A 20,738-nucleotide genomic window follows, 5' to 3' on the forward strand; every position below is an offset into this window, starting at 1 on the left:
ACCGCTTAAAATCAAGATTTATCGTCCAGTATTAAAAACGCATAATCCATTCACCCCTGATATAACGATAATCGTAATTCGGGCCATAGAACGAAGCACTGCGGTTATAGCCGGCATTCATCCGCAGAAATTGCGAGCCACGAACAGGACTTTGTAAGTTAAGTTCGAATAATCGGGTAGACTGACTCGGATCCTGATTGATTTTTTCCCGACCAAAGCCTGCCGTTAAGCCTGCAGACCAGCCAGCGAAGCGCTGACGCCAACCAAGAGCGAGCATCGATTCTTGATAATCTTCTGGGTTGAAGTACTCTCTACCCACATCTTCTTCACTGCTGCGATACATACGATAACGAGCCTGAAGCGTTAGACCCAGATCCAGTGAAGGCTGATAAATCAGTCTAAGGCGGCCATGATCACGGCGGTTATCATCCGAGAAAAACTGTGTTCCTGCTAAACCCACGAGAGTGACATGTTCACCTAAACCCTGATCCAGTGCAGCACCAACAAAAGTAAAGTTCGTTCCTGCATCAAGTGCAGGCTGGGTTTCGACCCAGTCACGATTGGCAAAAAGTTCTACTGCTGTCTTTTTTGCAAGTGCGGTACGGTAACTGCCATCAAAGGTCAATAAAGTATGATCACCTTGCTCAAATAATCCTGCTTCCAAGTTCCAGCCATTGGCTGTAGCGGACTCAATATCACGCCCAATAAATGAGACTTTCTGACCATCGCGTTTCCAGTCATCTGTCCTATATTGATAGGCACTGCCACGTACACCCAGATAATGATCGGCATCTTCATATTCGGGCAAGAATTCCGCTGATAATTTACGAGTCTGGAAGCCTTCACTATCGTCACTTAAAAAGAATTCCGTTCCAGCCGCTCGTTCACTTGCTGTCTGATCTTCATTTAATCCATTGGCCAGGCTGGCAGTACTCAAACCCACGAGCAGAGGAACACATACATATCCGATTTTCATAGTGTTCATTTTGTTCCCCAGGTTTTTCGTGTTCTCAATACTTCATCCATATAGCCTAAAATACTGGCAGGTTGAAGCAGGAAGCTATAGGCCAATACGTACAATAAAAAGCCACTGAAGTTTTTGCGAACCTTAAGCTCCAGGTCATTAAACATTCTGCGTTCAATCGAATAATTTAAAAAGCCCAACAGGAATGCCATTGGCAATAACACCAAAGTCATGATCCCGACAATCCAGTAATGTCCGAAACATGCCAGAATGATTCCCGGAATAAAGCCAAAGGTAAAGGCAATATCCAGCCACGGGAAAAACAGGTTCCAGTAAATAAAAAATGTAGAGAGTCTTGGCTTGATTAAAATACTAGGATGTTTAATGAATGCCTCAATCATGCCACGAGCCCAACGCTGACGCTGTTTAACAAACACTTTAAGCGTCGTCGGTGCATTGGTAAACAGGCAGGCATCCTCACAATGGCCAATCCGATAACCTGCATTTAACAAGGCCCAGGTCAGCACAATATCTTCACCTACACATTCAGGCCAGCCGCCGACTTCAATCAGGGCATTACGGTCATAAATAGAGAAAGCACCTTGCGCTACCAGAGTTCCCTGATAAAGAGATTGCAGGCGTTTGGTTGCTGAGATTCCCAGAAAATAGTCCCATTCCTGAGTTTTGGTCAGCAGATTGGTACGCGAATTACGTACCAGAATTTTACCTGCAACCGCACGTGTATTTGGAGGATCTGCCACATAGCGTTCAACAATATTGATCAGGGCAACACGATGGAGATAGGAATCCGCATCGACGGTAATTACCAGATCATGTTCCGCAAGTTTCAGGCCTTCATTTAAGGCGTGCGCTTTCCCTGCATTTTGCTTTAAATCTAGTAAAGTCAGCCAGGGAAATCTTGATTCTGCTTTGCGAACAATCTCTGCGGTTTCATCCTGAGAGCCATCATTGATCACAATAACCTGTAATTTTCCCGGATATTTTTGCTGGCTAATACTGACCAAAGTATCTTCAATTGAGGCGGCTTCATTGTAGGCTGCGACCAACATGGTAATCCCTGGATAAACCGCTAATGGCTGACGTTTAGGTCATCTGTCCATCATCAGGCTTAAGGCCGCAAATGAGTTCATAAATCCCGGAATAATGGCAATACCATAGATCAGGAAAATAGCCCAAAAATAACCGATATAGCTGCTCAAATCATGCATCCAGTCCTGGGCAATCCAGATAGAAAATACGGTCCAAAAACACGCACCCATTAACGCGATCACAAACTTTAACTGCACAGAAAAGTAAATTCGGGCAGCTTCTCTTTGACTTTCATCAATGATCATGAATTTTCTCTTAAATATATAATTTCACTGAGTAAATGAATGCAGGGTTAGGTTTAGACCAGAAGTATGTGACTGATAACAAAAGAGCTTCGTTTTTCTTTCTTATCTATTGGTTTGATGAGCACGTGAAAAAATCTTTTCACTTTCTGAAAATAATTCCATTTTCATAAATCAACCCGCATTTTGCTAAATTATATACAACTTTTGTATGTTTTTTGATAAATAGCTCACATTTCTTTTAATTAAATTTATAAAGCTTATTAGTAATTTTTATTTATGTGATTTTTCTCATAGCAATATTAGGGAACACCTATCCTATCTAGCTTTCACAATATCAAGAATATATTTTTGAAATAAAAAAAACCTGCACAATGCAGGCTTTTTATCATTATTTAGGTTTGCTTAACGCTGAAATTTTTGTTCAATTTCTTCAACACTGCTATGCCGTACATCCAGGCCCTTGACCATATAAATAACCTGTTCCGAAATATTACGTGCATGGTCTCCAATGCGTTCCAGTGAGCGTAGTACCCAAAGTACATTGATCACCCGACTAATATGCCGCGGATCTTCAATCATATAGGTCATTAAAGTACGGGTAGCGGACTGATATTCCCGATCAATGTCGGCATCGGCCTGCATCACGCGCAGCGCTTGGTCTACATCCAGACGAGCAAAGGCATCCAATGCATCATGAATCATCACTCGAACTTGGTTACCAATATGTCGGGTTTCCATATAACCGCGTGGTGAACCACCCTCTTCACACAAAGTCTGGGCAATACGGGCAATTTTCGATGCTTCATCTCCAATCCGTTCCAGATCGGTATTGGCCTTGGACATGGCAAGCACCATACGCAGATCAATGGCAGCGGGATGACGGCGAGCCAAAATCAGGGTGAGCGCCTCATCAATTTCACTTTCCAAGCGGTTCACAGTATTGTCCTGAAACTGCACATCGACCGCCATGGCAGCATCTGTATCCAGCAGCGCATGAATGGCATTGGCTACCTGCTGTTCTACCATGCCACCCATGGTCATGAACTTGGTATTTACATCCTGCAATTCTTCATTGAATTGCGAAGAAATGTGATGACTGAGCACAGGATTATTGGGACTCAAGGAAATCTACTCCTGAACAGGAAAAGGCAAAAATACATCATGAACTGTGATTAAAGCATGACTATCATGAAAGTTTGATGACAACTTGTTAGCCTTCTTTAAGAACGGTCATATTCAATGAGCCAGGCATTCATCTCTGCCAGTTCCTTTTCTGTCAATTGTCCTACTGAAGCCTGTAATTGCAGTACATGCAGCAAATAATCATATTTAGCATTCAGATAGTCGGTCTTGGCAGAGAAGGCATTGCGCTGCGCCAGCAATACATCCACCATGGTTTTTAAACCTTCCTGATATTGAGCTCTGGAAGCTTGAGACACAATATCTGAAGACTGCATCGCTGCTTTACGTGCATTCAGTTTGGCCTCATCCGTTTCCACTTGCAGATAAGACTGTTTGACATCAGTGTTGGCTTTGCGAATCGCGGCATCCAGTTGGGCTTCGCTTCTCTGTACGTTCACGCCCGCCTGACGAATACTTTTTTGGGTTCGACCACCGGTAAACAGATTCCAGTTAACCTCGACACCAATCTGGTCAAACTCCCCATTGGTTGATAACACTGTTTCAGGGGTCTGCTTTAAATAGCCATAGGTTCCAACGGCTTCAACCTGAGGATAGAGAGCCGCCTGCTCCACCCGTTTGGCATCTTCAGAATAGCGTTTCTGCAAACGTGCCTGCAAAATTTCCAGATTCTGATTTTGTGCCAGTTCGGTCCAGGAACCGATATTACTCGGAACAGGTTTCTGAAACTGGAAATCCTCACGTAGAACCGCCAGATTTTCCTGATAAGGTCCAATCAACTGAGCCAACTGTTCCTGTGCTAGCACCAGTTGTACCTGTGTAGAAATCCGGTTAGCTTGCGCACTTTGGTATTGGGCATTGGCTTCACTGACATCACTTCTCGCCACGAGTCCTTCTCGAAGTTTGGCATTCATCATCTTTAACTGTTCTGATAAGGCCTGCTCTTCTTGCAGATAGGCCGTAGTTAAAGACTGCTGGCGTAAAACATTAAAATAGGCTTCTGCCACCTGCAAAATATGCTGCTGCTTTTGCAGACGCAAATTAACTTCGCTGAGTTCTACCGAGGTTTTAACCTGCTTATAACCCTGCCAAGCATCCCAGCGAAACAGTGGCTGACGTGCAGTAACTGCAATCTGACGTGTAGTCGCACTCGAACCTTGTAATTCCCCAAATTCAACAGGCAAGTCTTCTATCGATGAATTATCAGCAGACTGGTTTTTACGGGTCACATTTCCAGATAAAGTCACAGTCGGCAATAAATTTCCGCTGGCAATGCCCAGATTGAGCTGGTCCGACTGGTATTGCAACAGATTCGCCTGCCAGTTCGGATCATTCTGCTGGGCACGCTGATAAGCTTCACGCAGATCCAGCGCAAACAGTGTCGGACTGACACCCAATAAACAGGCACTGACAATGAGTTTTAATTTCATTTTATAGTTTTCACCCCTACAGCCATTTAAATCATCAGATCAAGGCGCTTTAAACCCAGCAATACTAAAGATTTCTTTTGATTTTTTACGTATGACTTTTATTACTTTTCTCTTATAGATCCACGATTTTATTCAATATTCCTCCTATTTTCCCCATCCCGCATCCTAGCTTAACAAAGCCATTCACAATACTACACATAGAACTTGAATTAGATCTATACAATATAGCTCCCGGTAAGGCAGTTATTTCTGATTTCATCTATATAGAGTCCTGAAGCATAGTGTTAACGCGAATTCATTCGATATTCAAAGTTTGTTTTGTTTTCAGCAGTTTGCTGTTCGTAGGCGGATGCGAGCAATCCTCAGAACCGCAGGTTGAAATGGAACAGGCCGAGGTTAAAACCGTTCAATCTCCCGCGAACGATTTCACCCTCATGTGTGAAAATATTGAAAAAAACATGTCCCAGATTGATGAACAGCGCACCACTTTTGCACTGGAACAGATTAATCAGGATCTTAAAGTGTGTCTGCCGCTCATGGAACTGGCCGAGCAGAAACACCTGATGCAGCGTTCCACCGAAATGTATCAACGCTTTCTGCATGTGGAACGTACCGAATTCCAGCAACGTGCTTTCGAACAGTATGCTTTAGATATGGCTCAGCATCCTACTATTCAGCAAAGCCACTTTGAACAGTTGACCACACGCGACCAGTATTTATTGAAGCATAAAGGTCAGGCCTATGTAGAACTGCTGGATCAGGGCAATGGCACGCTGCAATATCGTCGTAGCCCGGAGTACTTGGCGCGTATCTTTGCACCGTATTTACCGGCTGCCGAAAAGGTATTTATTGAAAATCTGGCTGAGCAGAATATGGAACCGGTTTTGGTCGAAAAACGCTTGCAGCTTGAAGCCGCCAATATTGCCGCTCGCGCTTTGTTCTGGGAAGATTATCTGCAAACCTATCCGAAAAGTAGCTATCAGCGCGATGCCGAATATCTGCTGAAACAATATACTTATTTCCTGTTTAGAGGCAGCGAGCAATCGCCAATCTCTGAGGATTATCGTGACCGTTATTCGGTAGAAACCAGCCATCTGGAAACTATTATTGGTCTAGCGCGTGGTCAGAAATCCAAGTTATCTACACAGGCGCAATTATTTTTAGAGTTTCTGGATATGAATCCTGAACAGCGTCAGCGTGCCTTAGCTGCGGATTATCGTGACCGGTCCAGCACTGAACAGATTTTATATTATGCCCAAGTCACCCCACCCTCACAGAACTACAATAAAAACTGCTTTAAAGATGCGATCTGTCTTTAAAACAATCTTTTCTTAAAAATCGATGAGATAGCCGAAAATCAGCAACCCCTCCCAATTTAAAGCTACTTTTTAAATACCAACTAAGCTAAGATTTAGCCTCGCTTGACGGAGCGCGAGTAATAACTCGCTGAGATCACTTAAATCAGCCTTATCGGCCATTTGATAGTGAGTACCGTTGAACCTGATCAGGTTAATACCTGCGTAGGAATCAAGCCATCTAAAAACGACTACCCTTGTTTTATCTACTCAGATAATTCTGTCCACGTTTTTGGTCGTGCTTGATTCGTTGATGTCATTCATAAGGATCATTGCAATGAGCCAGTTAACGAATCTTTCTTCTGAAACTCCCCTTACTCCACACGAACAGGAAGCGCGTGATCTGACCCGCATTCTGCCAGCTTCCCGTAAAGTTTATCTGCAAGGCTCACGTCCTGATATTCAGGTGCCCATGCGGGAAATTTCTCTCAGCGAAACTCCGACTGGTCTGGGCGGTGAATATAATGCACCTTTGATGGTCTATGACACTTCAGGGGTTTATACCGATCCAAATGTTGAAATTGATCTGAATAAAGGCCTACCAAATCTGCGTGAAGGCTGGATTGAACAGCGTAATGACACAGAAATGCTGGATGATTTAAGTTCTGAGTTTGGTCGCCAACGTCTGCGTGATATCCGTACTGCCAATATCCGCTTTGCCCATATTCAGAAACCACGCCGGGCTAAACTTGGCCAGAATGTGACCCAGATGCACTATGCCAAACAGGGCATTATTACGCCGGAAATGGAATATATCGCGATTCGGGAAAACTTGCGTCAGCTGGAAGGGACCGATATGCGTCAGCATCCGGGACAGAATTTTGGTGCCAAAAATTTACAGGAAATCACCCCTGAATTTGTCCGTCAGGAAGTCGCTGCAGGCCGTGCCATTATTCCTGCCAATATCAATCACCCTGAACTGGAACCAATGATTATTGGTCGCAATTTCCTGGTCAAGATTAATGCCAACATCGGTAACTCGGCACTGGGTTCATCCATTGAAGAAGAAGTTTCAAAAATGACCTGGGCAACCCGCTGGGGTGCCGACACCATTATGGATCTGTCGACTGGTCAGAATATTCATGAAACCCGTGAATGGATTATCCGTAACTCTCCAGTGCCAATCGGTACCGTACCAATTTATCAGGCACTAGAAAAAGTCAACGGTGTAGCCGAAGACCTGACTTGGGAAATTTTTAAAGATACTTTAATTGAACAGGCTGAACAGGGCGTGGATTACTTCACGATTCATGCCGGTGTGTTATTGCGTTATGTACCGCTGACCGCGAATCGTCTGACTGGTATTGTGTCACGTGGTGGTTCGATCATGGCACAGTGGTGTCTGGCCCATCATCAGGAAAACTTCCTCTATACGCATTTCGATGAAATCTGCGAAATCATGAAAGCCTATGATGTGTCTTTCAGCCTCGGGGATGGCTTACGTCCGGGCTGTATTCAGGATGCCAATGACGAAGCACAATTTGCCGAGCTACGGACTTTAGGTGAACTAACGCATCGTGCCTGGGAACATGATGTTCAGGTGATGATCGAAGGTCCGGGGCATGTGCCAATGCATATGATCAAGGAAAATATGGACTTGCAACTCGAAGTCTGTAAAGAAGCCCCTTTCTATACTCTTGGGCCGTTAACCACAGATATCGCACCGGGTTATGACCACATTACTTCGGCGATTGGTGCCGCGATGATTGGCTGGTACGGTACTGCGATGCTTTGCTACGTGACACCGAAAGAACATTTAGGCTTGCCGAACAAGAAAGATGTCAAAGACGGCATCATTACCTACAAGATTGCCGCACATGCTGCCGATCTAGCCAAAGGTCATCCGGGAGCACAAGCGCGTGACAATGCCCTGTCCAAAGCCCGCTTTGAATTCCGTTGGGAAGATCAGTTTAACCTGAGTCTAGATCCGGACACGGCACGCAGCATGCATGATGAAACCATGCCAAAAGCGGCGCATAAATCGGCTCACTTCTGCTCAATGTGCGGACCAAAGTTCTGTTCAATGAAAATCACGCAAAATGTGCGGGATTATGCCAGCCAGTTATCTGCTGATGAAACCCCGGCTGTAACGCAGGCAGAGATTGAAGCCGGCCTTAAGCAGATGAAAAACGATTTCCATAGCTCTGGTCAAAAATTGTACCACAAGGTGTAAAACCGTAAAAAAAACAGTTGTTTTCATAAAAATCTCAGATAGGATGAAAAAAATAAGTTATTTCATCCTTTTCTGAGTTATGAATATTATTAAACAAGCCTCTTATAATAAAAAAGATTTTAGGATAGAGGCCCGTGAGTTTTTATATCGGGGATTTATTCAGGTGGAAAAAGTCACGTTACGTCATCGTGTCTTCCATCAAGAATCTTATACACCTGCATTGCAGCGTGAGCTCATCCACCGTCCTGAAGCTGCTGGGGTACTACTGTATAACGATCAACAGCAAAAATTCGGCTTGATTGAACAGTTCCGTATTGGTGGGCTGGATGATCAGGATACGCCATGGCAACTAGAAGTCATTGCCGGTGTACTGGATGGCGATGAAACGCCTGAGACCTGTATTCGCCGCGAAGCTTTCGAAGAGTCAGGCTGTACTGTTGATTCCTTGCAGCATCTTTTCAGTTTCTATCCTTCTGCCGGTGCCTGCTCGGAACTGTTTCATCTTTATGTCGCCCAGACTGAACTGCCTGAAGAAGGCGGTGTTTTTGGCATGCCGGATGAAGGGGAAAATATCCAGCTGCACATTCTGGATTATGCCGATATTCCGACCCTGCTGAGTAATGGTCGCCTCAGAAATGCGCCTGTGATTATGGCGCTACAATGGCTACAACAGCATCAACAGGCTGTCCCGTCAGGTTTAAGGGGGCAGACATGACATCGGAACAATTCAATCCTGCATCGCCACAAGAATGGACCATTATCCAGATTTCTGACACCCATTTGATGGATCAGCCCAATCTGGAATTCGCGAATATGAATCCCGAGCAGAGCTTCCATGAAGTCATGCAGCATATTCAACATAATTTTCCAGAAATGGATGCACTCGTACATACCGGTGATCTGGCACAGGTGCCGGTCGCAGAAACCTATACACGTTATTTAAAATATATCCAGTCCTGTCAGGTGCCCAATTATCAAATTCCGGGCAATCATGATGACATTCTGGTCTTTCCTTTTTATCAGGATCGAGATCAGGCTCATGCGATTCATTTTGGCAACTGGACCCTGATTTTACTAAATAGTGCAGTCCGGGATCGGATAGATGGTTGGGTAGAACAGGCTCAACTGGCACAGCTGGACCAATTATTGCTTGAATATCGTAATCAGTATGTGATGGTAGCTTGCCATCATCATCCTTTTGCGATGAAGTCGCACTGGATTGATCAGCACCGGCTAAAGAATGCCGAAGATCTAAAAGATGTACTGGCCCGGCACCAGAATGTGAAGCTGGTTCTATTTGGTCATGTACATCAGGATTCCTGCAATAAATGGCAGGGTATCCAGTTTTTATCGACGCCATCGACCAGTGTACAGTTCAAACCCAAGAGTGATGAATTCGCGCTAGACCAGGCGGCACCTGGCTATCGTGTATTACATTTGAAACAAAATGGGGAGTTCGATACACATATCGAACGTGTGACCTTAAGCCAGCAAAATATTAATACCGAAATTTCAGGTTATTAACTTTGCATTTTATTTTTTTTGAATTACTTTATTGCAACCAAAGGAAATGTGATATCTATAATCCAGACATCAAAGACTATCAAAAAGCATAAAAAGTCTATATGATGACGACCCCCGTAGGAGGATAATCTTTCTACAGGGTGGATAAAAATTGCATATCACCATATTTTTTGCGTATTACATACGCATATGATGAGGAATGCCCTAAATGGCGAATGACAACCAAAATCAAGTCTTAGACGAACAAACTGATGTTGTAGAGGAAAAACCTACAAAACGTGTGCGCAAATCTAAGCCGAAAACGACTGAGGGTGGTTCTACTGCTAGCTTATTTGGTATTGAACCTTATCAACCTAAAAAAAATGAAGAATACATGTCTGAAGGGCAGCTTGAACACTTCCGCCAAATTTTGATGGCATGGAAAGCTGAACTGATGTCAGAAGTTGATCGTACTTTAAATACGATGCAAGACGAAAATACTGCGCTCCCTGATGTAAACGACCGTGCGACTCAGGAAGAAGAATTTGCCATCGAACTTCGTACTCGTGACCGTGAACGTAAACTGATCCGCAAAATCGAGCAATCTATCGAAGCGATTAAAAACGATGACTACGGTTTCTGTGAAACTTGTGGTATCGAGATTGGTCTGCGCCGTCTAGAAGCACGTCCAACTGCAACTTTATGTATCGACTGCAAAACTTTGGCAGAGATCAAAGAGAAGCAAAATAACGGTTAAGTATGTCTTTAAGTAATCCCTCCCTGACCCTCCCTTTATCAAAGGGAGGGAAAGCTGAAGAGAATTACGTGGGCCGGTTCGCGCCATCGCCAACCGGCCCTTTGCATTTTGGTTCACTCATTACCGCAGTCGCCAGCTACTGTGATGCCAAAGCCCATCAGGGGTGCTGGCTAGTCCGTATTGAAGATACCGATATCCCCCGAATTTATCCCGGCAGCGAAGAACATATTCTACGTGCCATGGATGCTTTTGAATTCGAGCCCGATGGTGAAATCATTTATCAGAAAGATCGTCTGGATATTTACGAAAATGTGATCCAGCAATTGCGTCAGCAGGGTCTGGTCTATGCCTGTCAATGTACCCGCAAAATGCTGGGCTCCAATCATATTTATCAGGACACCTGTCGTGACCTCGGTCTGCCTTTTGAACATCAGGCAATTCGGGTCAAGGTTGAAGATGTTGAAATCTGTTTTGAAGACCGTCTGCAAGGCCGACACTGCTCACAACTGAAAAAGGACTTGGGCGATTTTGTCTTAAAACGCCGTGATGGCATCATCAATTATCAGTTGGCAGTTGTGGTCGATGACTATCTGCAAGGCATGACCCATGTAGTCCGTGGTGCAGACCTTTTGGACAACACGGAACGTCAGATTTATCTGGGTCAATTGTTGGGTTATCCGCGTTTAAGCTATATGCATTTACCACTGGCAATGAATGATCAGGGCCAGAAACTGTCCAAGCAAAATCTGGCGCAAGCACTGGATCTTGATCAAGCTCCCCTGCTCTTGCAACAGGCACTTCAAGCCCTCTGTCAGGCGCCCGTAGAACTGGATCGCCCTGCTCGTATGCTCGAACAAGCCGTCGCACAATGGGATATCTCCCGAATCCCGCATACAACTGAGCTACAAGGTCACTATTTATAAAAACGGGTTTTCACTTAAGCTAAAAGCAATAACACAGGCGAGTGAGGGTCATAAAAATGTTTTTTATTTTTGGTGTAGGACCGAAAACCAAGGTCATTGAGAAAAGTCAGTTTCTTTGTCCAGTCTGCCGAACTCGTTCTGGGTATGAACTAAAACAGCAGCGTAATTATTTTTCTTTATTTTTTATTCCGCTGATTCCACTTTCCAAGGCGAAAAGTGCTTTTGTGCGTTGCCTGAATTGTGGAACTGTCATGCCGAGCACAGTACTTGACCATGCTCAGCCCGATCCACAGCGTCCGTCTAATCTAGAAGCTTGATTCTTCCCGACTTGGATTAACTTGTTGAGTCGTTGAGTCAATTTTCAGAATCAAACTGATCATCACTGCACAGACAATGAGTGATGAACCACCATAACTAATAAATGGCAGGGTCAAACCTTTGGTTGGCAATAGCCCCATATTCATCCCAGCGTTTACCAGAATCTGTAACAGGAAAATGATACTGATCCCATAAGCCAGATAACCTGCGCGCAAGTATTGATGCTGCAAGGCACGATGTCCAATCCGGATACAGCAGACCATCACGGTAAAGGACAGAATCAGAATGGTAGAAATACCCAAGAAACCAAATTCTTCCCCTAAGATCGCCAACATAAAGTCAGTATGCGCTTCCGGCAGATATGACATTTTCTGGATACTATGGCCTAGCCCTACTCCGGTCCATTCACCACGACCAAACGCCATCAAGGCATTAGAAAGCTGATAACCGGTACCGAGCGGATCTTCCCAAGGATTCGAGAAAGACAATAAACGTTGTAAACGATAAGGTTCCAGAGCAATCGCAGCAGCAAATGCACCCAATAAAGTAATAAAAGCGACACCGAACTGAATCCAGGGTGCACCAGCCAGGAAGAATACACCGAGCATGGTCAGGGTGATTACCACTGTTGCCCCTAAGTCAGGCTCAAGAATAATCAGGCCAACGGTTGCACCCATGATGGCACTTAATCGTACCAAGCCTTTGATATTATTACGAACCTCTTCAGCACGACGGACTACATAGTCAGCGGTAAAAATCGCCATCATGACCTTAGCGACTTCGGAAGCCTGCAAGGTAAAACCGGCTACCCGAATCCAGCGCTTGGAGCCGTTTACTTCAGTCCCGACAAAGAGTACGGCGACCAGCAAAACAATGGTAATAATCCATAAAAAGAAAGTGTTATTGAACCAGACTTTTAATGGAACTTTATAGGCTAAAAAGGCTGCACCCGCCGCAACCAGAATCGAGATCGCATGTCGGGTCACATAATGGAAAGCATTCTCATGCATCCGTTCCGCATAAGGCATCGAAGCCGATGCCACCATGATCGAACCGATGCACAGCAAAGCCAGCACACAAAAAATCAGCACATTACGCGGATTAACTTCAGCGGGTAACTTAGGTACCCACTGCTGATAAAATTGATTAATTTTATTGATCGCAGTCTGAGCAAACTCAGCCATATCACGAATCCTTGTTATTCTTAATTGAGTTCATTCACATAGGCCACAAACTTGCGACCACGTTCCGGATAACCGGAGAACATGTCAAAACTTGCACATGCAGGAGACAATAACACGACATCATGTGCCTGAGTGCGCTTTTGGCAAACTTCTACTGCTTCCTGCAGGCTTTCTGCATGAATCAATTCAGTCGTACCCGCAATCGCTTCTTCAATAATTGGGCAGTCCACACCAATCAATACGGCTACTTTTGCATACTTAGATAATGAGTCACGTAAAGCAGTAAAGTCCTGACCTTTACCCTGACCGCCAAGAATAATGGCAACTTTGCCACCTTGGACTTCGATCGCCATGCCTAGACCATCAAGTGCTGCCAGCGTTGCTCCGATATTGGTTCCTTTGGAGTCATTATAATAACGTACCCCATTAACCTCTTTAACAAATTCACAGCGATGTTCCAGACCTTTAAAGGTTTTTAAAGTGTCCAGCATAACGTCCATTGGCAGGCCAATTGCTTCACCCAAAGCTAAGCAAGCCAAAGCATTCGCCACATTATGGGTGCCTTGAATGTACATGTCGGAACTTTTGAGCAGACGTTCACGGCCACGGGCCAGCCAGATCGTGCCATCCGTATCTTTGAGAATACCGTATTGGTTGATGTCCGGTGCATTCAAACCAAAGCTCTGCATTGGTGTTGCATCTGGAACCAGTGGACGGGTCAGTGAATCATCACGATTAAACACCACTTTTTTCACACCCTGGAAAATACGGTGTTTGGCAGTGTGATAACCCATCATGTCGCCATGACGATCCAGATGGTCTTCACTCATATTCAGAACAACAGCCACTTCAGCCTGCAAGTTTGAGGTCGTTTCTAACTGGAAGCTCGACAACTCCAAAATATACAGTTCAGGATCATCTTTGGTCAGATCCAGTGCTGGACGACCAAGATTCCCCCCAACTGCCACTTTTTTACCCGCATTCGCTGCCATCAGACCGATTAAAGTAGTGACTGTACTTTTGGCATTGGAACCGGTAATAGCCACAATCGGCTTATCAGTCGCACGACGTAAAATCTGGATTTCACTTACCACAGAAATACCTTGTGCCAGTGCTGCCTGGATTTCAGGCAGTTTCGGATCGAGTCCCGGGCTGATGATAATTTCTTCGGCAGAGAGTAACAGATCCTGGTCAAACTTGCCAAAACTGGTCTGTACTTCCGCAGGAATCTGGTCATGTCCAGGTGGGGTGGCTCTTGAGTCCGTTACTGCAACGCGGTAGCCTTGGTCATATAAGAAATTGACTGCTGCAACACCTGAAATCCCGAGTCCTGCAACGACTTTTAATCCACCACGTTGTATTAACATTTTCGCCCCATTTTCTAGTCTATTTTAAAACTGACGAAATGGTAGCACTTTGCTGTTTTGAATGCTTTTTCTGTTTTGACTTTCTCTGGCATTTTTTGTGTCAGGGCGTAAAAAAATATCGTTAAATCTTCATCTTTAATCGGTTTAATAATTAATAAACTTTTATTGGCGTCATCATGGGAATAAAAGTTAAGACTATGCTAGCCATAACTTGAAAGGAAAATCAGACAACGCTTCCATTCATATATAGAAAAATAGTGGATTCTTCTCACCCAGATAAATCAATAAGTTTTTAAAAAATAAAAAATGAGGGAGCTTATTTCTAAACTCCCTCACTCATTTACATACTCAGTTTTTATTCTTAAACAGAATGAAAGTTTACTTCCACTTCACCGCCTGAGCTTTAGGTTTTGTATTTGAGCTTTGTTCTGATGCCGGACAGGCACAGTTACCACCACAGCCACTGGCCATAGCCGGTTTTAACCATTTCGCCAGCGTGTGCCAGTCCTTGGCTGCACAGGCATCAGACAGCTTCTGGAAGACTGAGCGTGAAGTATTCGGAAATACCTTTTTAAATACCACGAGCGCACTCCAGACAACCAGTACCGCTACAATCAGAATTTCAATCATCTCAATCTCCCATTCACATGATCAGTCAGATCTAGCCAAGGTTTCCCTTCAGCCAGTTTAACCCAAATAATGTGATGCAATTTGATAAGTCAGGAATGACATGAAATATGCCAAACCAAACAGGTAGAAGGTCATAAAGCTGACCGTTTTCCATGAACCGGTTTCACGCTTCACAGTGGCTAAAGTCGCCAGACAATGCGGCGCATAGATAAACCAGACCAGTAGAGACAAGCCGGTCGCGATCGACCAGCCCAGATCACCACCGCCACTAATCAGTGCCGCCAGCCCCTCAGACATGGCATCTTCATCAACTGCAGACAAGGCATAAACCGTACCCAATGCTGCCACAACGACTTCACGCGCTGCCATCGCCGGAATCAGTGCAATACAGATCTGCCAGTTAAAGCCCAATGGGGCAAAAATAGGTTGCATCACATGGCCCAGCATCCCGGCAAAGGAATAATCGATATCCGGTAAAGTTGCACCTTCTGGTGGCTGCGGGAACGTACACAGGAACCATAGCAGAATAGATAATGCAAAGATGATGCCGCCGACACGCTTCAAGAAAATTTTGCCGCGATCCAATAGGCCAATCCAGACGTTTTTCACATCTGGAAAGCGGTAACTTGGCAGCTCCATCAATAGCATGTGCTGTGACTTGTCTTTATGGAAAAATTTCAGGATAAAGGAAACAATCAGTGCACTCAGAATACCGGCCATATACAGACCAAATAACACCAGACCCTGCAGGTTCATGAAGCCCCAAACGGTTTGCTCAGGAATAAACGCTGCAATCAGCAAAGCATATACTGGCAGACGTGCCGAACAGGTCATCAGTGGCGCCACAAAAATCGTGGTCAGACGGTCACGTGGGTCACTAATCGTTCTTGAAGCCATAATTCCCGGTACGGCACAGGCAAAGCTGGACAATAATGGAATAAAGGCTCGGCCCGAAAGACCTGCCTTAAACATCAATTTATCCAGCAGGAAGGCGGCACGTGGTAAATAGCCGGACTCTTCCAAAACCAGAATAAAGAAGAACAGAATCAGAATCTGCGGCAGGAAGACCACGACCCCACCTGCGCCGGCAATAATCCCGTCAACCACCAAGCTGTTTAATAAAGGATGAGCGATCAGTCCACCCATGTACTCGCCCAACCAGCCAAAGAAAGTTTCAATTCCGTCCATAAATGGCGCAGCCCAGGCAAAGACCGCCTGAAACACCACAAACATCATGATGGCTAGGCTAAGCAGACCCAATACCGGATGCAGGAATATCTTGTCTAGGAAATCAGTACGTTTATCTTCCTGATCGGCGTAATTCACCACATCTTTCAGAATGCTTGCAATCTGATGATGGTGATCGCCACTCAAACCGCTGAGTTCAGTTTGCGGAGCAGAGAATTTGTTTTTATCCAGTGCATTTTTCAGGTTTTCAATACCTGAAGTACGCACGGCTACCGTTTCAACTACCGGCACACCCAGACGATCAGACAGTTTCTGGGTATTGATCTGCATCCCGCGACGGCGTGCTTCATCCATCATGTTCAGCACCACCAGCATTGGACGACCCAGCTGAATCATTTCCAGTACCAGTCCCAGATGCAGTTTTAGGTTGGTTGCATCTACAACGCACAGGAAAGTATCCTGCTGGCCTTCTTCTGCAATTTTACCCTGAACCACATTACGGGTAATTTCTTCGTCCGGGCTAGTCGCATCCAGACTATAAGTTCCTGGCAGATCCAGTACACGTACCGGTTTGCCTGAAGGAAGCGTAAAATTCCCGACTTTACGTTCAACCGTAACCCCGGCATAGTTGCCGACTTTTTGACGAGATCCGGTTAAATGGTTAAATAAAGAAGTTTTACCGCAGTTTGGGTTACCGACAAGGGCAATACGTAAGGTATCACTCATGCCGCGGCTCCCTGTTCAATTTCAATCTTGGCCGCTTCCGATTTTCGTAAAGCAAAACGCGTAAACCCCACCTGAATAAGAATCGGATCCCCACCAAAAATACCTTTGGTAATGACTTGTACCTGAGTCCCTGGTACAAAACCTAAAGTTTCCAAGCGACTGGCCACAACATCGTGGGAAGCGCCTTTACCATCAGTAGTTCGATTAACTTTTCGAATGATGGCAGTTTGTTTTGCTTTCAAATCAGACAAACGCACCGTGAAAATTCCTAAGACTTTTGTACAGTATACAAACAAATGAGAATAATTAACAAATAAGTATTAATTACATTTCTTCTTGGCTGTATAGCACATCGACATGTCGGTAAAATTAAACTAGAGTGGAGAATAGCAATCAGGCTTCTCGCTTTTAAAAATTATCTTCATTAAATATCATGCTGAATAAAAAACCTCGCATTCCTAGTCCAGTTCAGATTCCTGAAGCTTTCAGTTACTTACAGGGTTTTCGTGATTATCTGATTGCCCAGACAGTGAGCCCTCATACCCGAAATGCCTATTTGTCTGATCTGATCCAATGTGCTGAATGTCTGGTTAAACCTTTACCAGAATGGAACCATGATGATATTTCCGATGTACTGATTGAACTGACCAAACAGCAAAAAAGTCCACGTTCAATTGCACGATGTTTGTCCGCCTTACGTTCTTTTTATAAATTCCTGCGGGAACAAAAACTGCGGAGCGACAATCCGGTCGCTGCCCATAAAACACCGAAGCTGGGCCGTGCCCTGCCAAAAGACCTGTCTGAAGCTGATGTCGAAGCGTTAATTTATGCGCCTGATATTAATACTGCCCTCGGTTTACGTGATCGTGCCATGTTTGAAGTCCTCTATGCCTGTGGTTTACGGGTGACAGAACTGATTAATCTGCGTCTGGATCTGATTAATTTAAAACAGGGCTATTTGCGTATTGTCGGTAAAGGTAATAAAGAACGTCTGGTGCCGATGGGACAGATGGCCTGTGAATGGGTAGAAAAATATTTACAGGAAGCACGTCCGCAACTTTATAAGACAGCGACTGATTATCTGTTTCTCACCCAGCATGGCGGCATCATGAGCCGGCAGAATTTCTGGTATGCCATTAAACGCTACGCACTACAAGCCGGGATTCAGGCTGAACTGTCTCCACATACTTTGCGCCATGCCTTCGCCACGCATTTACTTAATCATGGCGCTGACTTACGGGTAGTACAAATGTTGCTAGGTCACAGTGATTTATCCACCACACAGATCTATACCCATGTGGCACAAGTTAGAATGCAGCAACTGCATGCAACCCATCATCCACGGGCTTAGGAGCTGATTTGAATAGAATAAACTGAGAAGTTTGACGTAGCTCTATCTTTTTTTGCTATGCTAATGCTCTGTTTTTAGTCCAAGAAAAAAAGGGTTATTATGACATTTGCCCGCACCAAAATTTTTATCGCTTGTCTGCTTGCTACCGGTCTGGGACTGAGCGCATGTTCCAATTCAAATAATTCAGATAAAAAGCAAGATACGCTTACAGCAAGTGCACCGGCGACGGGTGAAGCCTCTAACCTTAGCGAACGTAATGCACAGCAACGCCTGATTTCCACGCTAGAAGGTCATTTCAAAAAAGCCGGCATTAACGCAAAAATCACGGGTATTAAAACTACTGAAGTACCCAACATGTCTTGGGTCAGCCTGGAAGGTATGGCACCCGTCTATGTGACAAATGACGGTAAATATCTGATTCAGGGCGATGTCATTCGTCTTGGTGATAAAGAGCTGCACAATGTCAGTGAAACCCTGCAATCTGACGTGAACAAGAAAATCTTTGCAAATCTTAAAGCTGAAGACCTGTTGATCTATCCAGCCAAAGGTAAAACCAAGCACGTGATCTATGTCTTTACCGATGTCAGCTGTCCATATTGTCACAAATTCCATGAACAGATGGATGAAATGAACAGCAAAGGCATCGAGGTGCGTTATATTGCCTGGCCACGTGGCGAGCAGCATATGCCTGCCATGGAAGCCATCTGGTGTAATTCTGACCGTCGCGCAGCCTTCGACCAGGCCATTGCCGGTGGATCTATCACGCCGACTACTTGTAAAAATCCTGTGAAAGATCAATATCAAATGGGTCTTAATATTGGTGTCAATGGTACGCCGGGCGTATACAGTTCTGAAGGACTTTACCTCGGTGGCTATATGAGCACATCAGAATTATTGGATCGACTTAAATAACTCATTTTAATTAGTTATTTAACTTTATTTTATAGATGAAGATATTCTGAAATGACCCTAGAGTCAGGCCGCTTTTTTAGCTATGATCTAGGCTCTCGTAAAAAACTGTTTATATTTGGAGTGTGACGTGAAACCAGTTCGTCTGGCAATCCTCGGTCTTGGTACTGTGGGTGGTGGTGCCCTTAAACTATTAAAAGAAAATGCTGCTGAGATTAAACGTCGCACCGGTCGTGAAATTCAAATTACCCATGTTGGTACGCGTCGTCCGCGTCCTGATCTGGATCTACCTGAATCAGTCAAACAAAGTGCAGATCTGCTCGACATCGTACGTCAACCTGATGTAGATGTGGTGGTTGAAGTCATGGGCGGTATTCACCCTGCTTATGAAGTGATTAAAGAAGCCATCCTGCATGGCAAACAGGTCGTGACTGCTAACAAAGCCCTATTGGCTGAACACGGGAATGAACTGTTCAAACTTGCCGATGACAACGCTGTGCAAATTGCTTACGAGGCAGCGGTGGCTGGCGGCATTCCAATTATTAAAGTGATGCGTGAAGGTCTGGCAGCCAATAAGATTGACTGGCTGGCTGGCATCATTAACGGTACAGGAAACTTTATCCTGACTGAAATGCGAGATAAAGGCCGTGCCTTTGCTGATGTACTGAAAGAAGCACAAGAACTGGGTTATGCAGAAGCAGATCCAACCTTCGACGTAGAAGGTATCGATGCAGCACACAAACTGACATTACTGGCCTCTATTGCTTTTGGTATTCCGTTGCAGTTTGATAAAGTCTTTACTGAAGGCATTAGCAAAATTACTGCACAAGATGTGAAATATGCTGAAGACTTGGGCTTCCGTATCAAACACCTCGGTATTGCCCGTCGTGCTGAAACTGGTATCGAACTCCGCGTGCATCCTACCCTGATTCCTGAAGAGCAATTGATCGCCAATGTGAATGGTGTGAAAAATGCAGTTCTGGTTCAAGCCAATGCGGTTGGTCCTACACTGTATTACGGTGCAGGTGCGGGTGCAGGTCCTACAGCTTCTGCAGTAGTCGCAGATGTCGTGGATATCGTACGTGATATTTCTTATACTGAAGATGGTGCTGGTACAATTCCGCAACTGGCTTTTGAAAGCTTAAGTGACCTGCCAATCCTGCCACGTGAAGAAATGACGACTGGATACTACATCCGGATCAATGCTGAAGATCAAACCGGAGTACTGGCTGAAGTAACCTCTATTCTAAGCCGTGAAGGCATCAGTATTGATGCGATTCTGCAGCAGTCACGTCTGAAAGATCTTATTCCTATCGTGATCCTGACTGATCCAGTCAAGGAAGCGAAAATGGATGAAGCGTTAAAACAAATTCAAGCTCTTCCTGTCATTCATGGCGAAATTGTACGAATTCGTTTAGAATCGCTTGATAATTAATCGGGTCGAGGGGACACTCTCCCCTTGCCA

20 protein-coding genes and 1 riboswitch are annotated in these 20,738 nt (G+C 44.8%); of the genes, 10 read left to right on the top strand and 10 right to left on the bottom strand.

Translation table 11 applies throughout. From position 1 onward, the window contains the following. Positions 1-31: 31 nt before the first annotated feature. From G5T77_RS01625 to G5T77_RS01645, 5 genes are all read right to left on the bottom strand, one after another. Complete coding sequence (locus G5T77_RS01625; RefSeq protein ID WP_166136424.1) at positions 32-985, bottom strand: hypothetical protein; 954 nt, start codon at positions 983-985, stop codon at positions 32-34. Continuing rightward, positions 982-2,034 carry a glycosyltransferase family 2 protein gene (locus G5T77_RS01630; protein WP_166136427.1) on the bottom strand — a complete coding sequence of 351 codons (1,053 nt, stop codon included), beginning with the start codon at positions 2,032-2,034 and terminating at the stop codon, positions 982-984. The genes G5T77_RS01625 and G5T77_RS01630 overlap by 4 nt, the downstream gene beginning before the upstream one ends. 39 nt (positions 2,035-2,073) lie before the next feature. Beyond that, positions 2,074-2,319: a hypothetical protein gene (locus tag G5T77_RS01635; RefSeq protein WP_166136430.1), complete on the bottom strand. Its 246-nt coding sequence runs from the start codon at positions 2,317-2,319 to the stop codon at positions 2,074-2,076. A gap of 402 nt (positions 2,320-2,721) precedes the next feature. Beyond that, entirely contained in the window at positions 2,722-3,441 is a 720-nt protein-coding gene (phoU, locus tag G5T77_RS01640) for a phosphate signaling complex protein PhoU (RefSeq protein ID WP_004787240.1), read from the bottom strand. 98 nt (positions 3,442-3,539) lie between these two features. After that, positions 3,540-4,889, bottom strand: a complete 1,350-nt coding sequence (locus G5T77_RS01645) for a TolC family outer membrane protein (RefSeq protein WP_166136433.1) — start codon at positions 4,887-4,889, stop codon at positions 3,540-3,542. 281 nt (positions 4,890-5,170) lie between these two features. Here G5T77_RS01645 and G5T77_RS01650 point away from each other — a divergent pair, with 281 nt between their 5' ends. From G5T77_RS01650 to G5T77_RS01680, 7 genes are all read left to right on the top strand, one after another. Continuing rightward, positions 5,171-6,208, top strand: coding sequence for a hypothetical protein (locus tag G5T77_RS01650; protein WP_166136436.1), 1,038 nt, complete (start codon positions 5,171-5,173; stop codon positions 6,206-6,208). Between the two features lie 96 nt (positions 6,209-6,304). After that, positions 6,305-6,433, top strand: a riboswitch (TPP riboswitch). Positions 6,434-6,521: 88 nt separating this feature from the next. Next, on the top strand, positions 6,522-8,417 hold the full coding sequence (gene thiC, locus G5T77_RS01655; RefSeq protein WP_159124360.1) for a phosphomethylpyrimidine synthase ThiC: 1,896 nt from the start codon (positions 6,522-6,524) through the stop codon (positions 8,415-8,417). Between the two features lie 79 nt (positions 8,418-8,496). Next, positions 8,497-9,132 carry an NUDIX domain-containing protein gene (locus G5T77_RS01660; RefSeq protein ID WP_104426962.1) on the top strand — a complete coding sequence of 212 codons (636 nt, stop codon included), beginning with the start codon at positions 8,497-8,499 and terminating at the stop codon, positions 9,130-9,132. Continuing rightward, positions 9,129-9,941: a metallophosphoesterase gene (locus G5T77_RS01665; protein ID WP_166136439.1), complete on the top strand. Its 813-nt coding sequence runs from the start codon at positions 9,129-9,131 to the stop codon at positions 9,939-9,941. Before G5T77_RS01660 ends, G5T77_RS01665 begins: the two co-directional genes overlap by 4 nt. A gap of 208 nt (positions 9,942-10,149) precedes the next feature. After that, positions 10,150-10,677: an RNA polymerase-binding protein DksA gene (gene dksA, locus G5T77_RS01670; protein WP_004787252.1), complete on the top strand. Its 528-nt coding sequence runs from the start codon at positions 10,150-10,152 to the stop codon at positions 10,675-10,677. 2 nt (positions 10,678-10,679) lie between these two features. Next, positions 10,680-11,600 (top strand): tRNA glutamyl-Q(34) synthetase GluQRS, encoded by a 921-nt coding sequence (gene gluQRS, locus G5T77_RS01675; protein ID WP_166136442.1) that lies wholly within the window; start codon positions 10,680-10,682, stop codon positions 11,598-11,600. Between the two features lie 56 nt (positions 11,601-11,656). Continuing rightward, a complete protein-coding gene (locus G5T77_RS01680) occupies positions 11,657-11,917 on the top strand; it encodes a zinc ribbon domain-containing protein (protein WP_159124363.1) in 261 nt (86 codons plus the stop codon). Here G5T77_RS01680 and ftsW read toward each other — a convergent pair. The 5 genes from ftsW to G5T77_RS01705 all read right to left on the bottom strand — a co-directional run bounded on the left by ftsW (position 11,906) and on the right by G5T77_RS01705 (position 17,270). Then, on the bottom strand, positions 11,906-13,102 hold the full coding sequence (gene ftsW, locus G5T77_RS01685; RefSeq protein ID WP_004787257.1) for a putative lipid II flippase FtsW: 1,197 nt from the start codon (positions 13,100-13,102) through the stop codon (positions 11,906-11,908). The two genes, G5T77_RS01680 and ftsW, sit on opposite strands and share 12 nt — an antisense overlap. Before the next feature lie 20 nt (positions 13,103-13,122). Next, positions 13,123-14,469, bottom strand: a complete 1,347-nt coding sequence (gene murD, locus G5T77_RS01690; protein WP_166136444.1) for a UDP-N-acetylmuramoyl-L-alanine--D-glutamate ligase — start codon at positions 14,467-14,469, stop codon at positions 13,123-13,125. A 378-nt stretch (positions 14,470-14,847) separates the two neighbouring features. Beyond that, on the bottom strand, positions 14,848-15,099 hold the full coding sequence (locus tag G5T77_RS01695) for a DUF6587 family protein (RefSeq protein ID WP_166136446.1): 252 nt from the start codon (positions 15,097-15,099) through the stop codon (positions 14,848-14,850). A 57-nt stretch (positions 15,100-15,156) separates the two neighbouring features. Continuing rightward, entirely contained in the window at positions 15,157-17,013 is a 1,857-nt protein-coding gene (locus G5T77_RS01700) for a ferrous iron transporter B (RefSeq protein ID WP_166136449.1), read from the bottom strand. Continuing rightward, the gene (locus G5T77_RS01705; protein ID WP_004787267.1) at positions 17,010-17,270 is read right to left on the bottom strand and encodes a FeoA family protein; all 261 of its coding nucleotides are present in this window, start codon (positions 17,268-17,270) and stop codon (positions 17,010-17,012) included. The genes G5T77_RS01700 and G5T77_RS01705 overlap by 4 nt, the downstream gene beginning before the upstream one ends. A 176-nt stretch (positions 17,271-17,446) precedes the next feature. Between G5T77_RS01705 and xerD the strand changes: the two genes are divergently transcribed. From xerD to G5T77_RS01720, 3 genes are all read left to right on the top strand, one after another. After that, positions 17,447-18,364, top strand: coding sequence for a site-specific tyrosine recombinase XerD (xerD, locus tag G5T77_RS01710; RefSeq protein ID WP_166136452.1), 918 nt, complete (start codon positions 17,447-17,449; stop codon positions 18,362-18,364). A gap of 99 nt (positions 18,365-18,463) precedes the next feature. Then, complete coding sequence (locus G5T77_RS01715; protein ID WP_034703409.1) at positions 18,464-19,276, top strand: DsbC family protein; 813 nt, start codon at positions 18,464-18,466, stop codon at positions 19,274-19,276. 127 nt (positions 19,277-19,403) lie between these two features. Then, entirely contained in the window at positions 19,404-20,708 is a 1,305-nt protein-coding gene (locus G5T77_RS01720) for a homoserine dehydrogenase (RefSeq protein WP_005233480.1), read from the top strand. Positions 20,709-20,738 lie beyond the last annotated feature (30 nt).

It is taken from the genome of Acinetobacter sp. GFQ9D191M (genome assembly GCF_011174875.1).
Taxonomy (GTDB): Bacteria; Pseudomonadota; Gammaproteobacteria; order Pseudomonadales; family Moraxellaceae; genus Acinetobacter.